Origin of the sequence: Anaerosacchariphilus polymeriproducens (assembly GCF_003363435.1) — a bacterium.
GTDB lineage: Bacteria > Bacillota > Clostridia > Lachnospirales > Lachnospiraceae > Anaerosacchariphilus > Anaerosacchariphilus polymeriproducens.
The window spans coordinates 1-1,615 of sequence record NZ_QRCT01000027.1; the positions used below are offsets into that span (position 1 = coordinate 1).

Consider the following 1,615-nt stretch of genomic DNA (forward strand, 5'->3'; position numbering starts at 1 on the left):
GAAACGAAGAAATGAATATAATAAATTCTTTCTATGAAGGATACGAGAAGGGCATAACTGATTTATCTAAAAGAATTGAATATGCTTTGCAAGAGGAGGGATAACGTAGAGACTAAACTATATACATAATATAAAATATATGATATAACTATAAAAAAGAACTTTGACAACTTAATATTGGTTAGTGGTATAATAAACAAAAGGAGCGTGATACTGTGAAAAACAACTTTGAAAGACTCAAACAAGCCAATGACGAATATGAAATGGCTGATTTAGTAATGGGTTATATAGGCAACCATCTGCATGAAATCAAAAATAATGATGGAAGTATAAATTCTATACTATTTTTACGCTGGCTTCAAAGCAAACAAAATATTTTCGGAGAAGATATTGTTACATATGGCGATGTTATGAAAGACTTCCGAGAGCGTTATAGCAACATAGGGTTATTAGTAGATGATTACAGACCATATTATGGAGATTATCGGATTCAACTTTGGTTAAAAACAGGGAAAAGTATCGGATACGATTACAAAACTAAAAAAACATTTGAAATTACCACTAACCAATAAACGGTTGGTGGTTTTTTATTACAGGAGGTAGAAGGATGAACGCAGTTAAAGCGGATGTAGAAAAGTTAGTTAAAAAAGAATTAGAGTCAGCAAACAAACAATTCCCGTTATTTGCTTCAAACCATGAAGGATATGCAGTGATAAAAGAAGAAGTAGAAGAATGTGAGAGTGAATATAAAAATATTGAATATGTATTGGATGACCTTTGGTACAGGATAAAAGCAAATGACAATTTTGAAACTATGGAATATTTGGTCAAACAAATAAAAAAGAGTGCAATTAACTTAGCAATCGAAGCGATTCAGGCGGCGGCTATGTGTGACAAGTTTATTATGAGTCAGAAGAAAAGAGAAAATTAGGAGGGATAAAGTGTATACGTTATTTTTAAATAAAGAAAAAAAATCATAGAAGTGAAAAAAGCGAAAAAAGTATTGCAATCTTTAAACTATACAGATGCAGTATCTCGATATAATAATTATTATTATATATGTCTCAAGAAAAAGCCACTTGTTGATAAAGCTATAGAAATAAAAAAAGTATGGGTTGAAGAAGCTAGAAAAAATTTGATCGAGTATGAGAATATAAAAATAAATTAGAATTCAGGAGGGATAAAGCATATGACAAGAGACTTACAAGGATATGAACATAATGTAAGCAAGTGGGAACCTGTAGTTGATGCTTATGGAGATTTAAAAGAGTTTATATGTAGTTGTGGAAGAGGAAGTAAAGAAGCATCAAATTATTGCCCTAATTGCGGAACAAAAATGGATAATTCTAATATTGAAAAAGAAATCAAAGAAGCTATTATCAATGCATTAAATTAGAATTCGGGAGGGATAAAGATGTACGATATTAAAATAGAATTTACGGATGGAACGGAAAAGATAGTGGAGAATGTGGAAGATTGTGAATTAAATTTTAAAACACGTTGTTTCTGCATTGAGACGGGTGATGACAGGTATTTCGTTCCATGTGAAACCGTTAAATATATAGGCAAGATTTAGAGAGTGCGGTGTAATAGTCTGGACACAAATACAATTTTT

At 31.0% G+C, this 1,615-nt stretch carries 4 protein-coding genes; all 4 read left to right on the forward strand.

Annotation, left to right across the window (positions count from 1 at the left end; all coding sequences use genetic code 11):
- The first annotated feature begins 215 nt into the window (after window positions 1–215).
- The 4 genes from DWV06_RS09700 (at window position 216) to DWV06_RS18365 (ending at window position 1,576) form a co-directional block, all read left to right on the forward strand.
- Window positions 216–572: a hypothetical protein gene (locus DWV06_RS09700; protein ID WP_115481989.1), complete on the forward strand. Its 357-nt coding sequence runs from the start codon at window positions 216–218 to the stop codon at window positions 570–572.
- Between the two features lie 35 nt (window positions 573–607).
- Window positions 608–931 carry a hypothetical protein gene (locus DWV06_RS09705; protein WP_115481990.1) on the forward strand — a complete coding sequence of 108 codons (324 nt, stop codon included), beginning with the start codon at window positions 608–610 and terminating at the stop codon, window positions 929–931.
- A 258-nt stretch (window positions 932–1,189) separates the two neighbouring features.
- A complete protein-coding gene (locus DWV06_RS09715; protein WP_115481992.1) occupies window positions 1,190–1,396 on the forward strand; it encodes a hypothetical protein in 207 nt (68 codons plus the stop codon).
- A gap of 18 nt (window positions 1,397–1,414) precedes the next feature.
- Window positions 1,415–1,576, forward strand: a complete 162-nt coding sequence (locus DWV06_RS18365) for a hypothetical protein (RefSeq protein WP_155522626.1) — start codon at window positions 1,415–1,417, stop codon at window positions 1,574–1,576.
- The last annotated feature ends 39 nt before the right edge of the window (window positions 1,577–1,615 follow it).

Coding starts and splice junctions, on each gene's coding strand:
- DWV06_RS09715 (WP_115481992.1), top strand. CDS start 1,190: ATGACAAGAGACTTACAAGGATATGAACATAATGTAAGCAAGTGGGAA.
- DWV06_RS18365 (WP_155522626.1), top strand. CDS start 1,415: ATGTACGATATTAAAATAGAATTTACGGATGGAACGGAAAAGATAGTG.
- DWV06_RS09705 (WP_115481990.1), top strand. CDS start 608: ATGAACGCAGTTAAAGCGGATGTAGAAAAGTTAGTTAAAAAAGAATTA.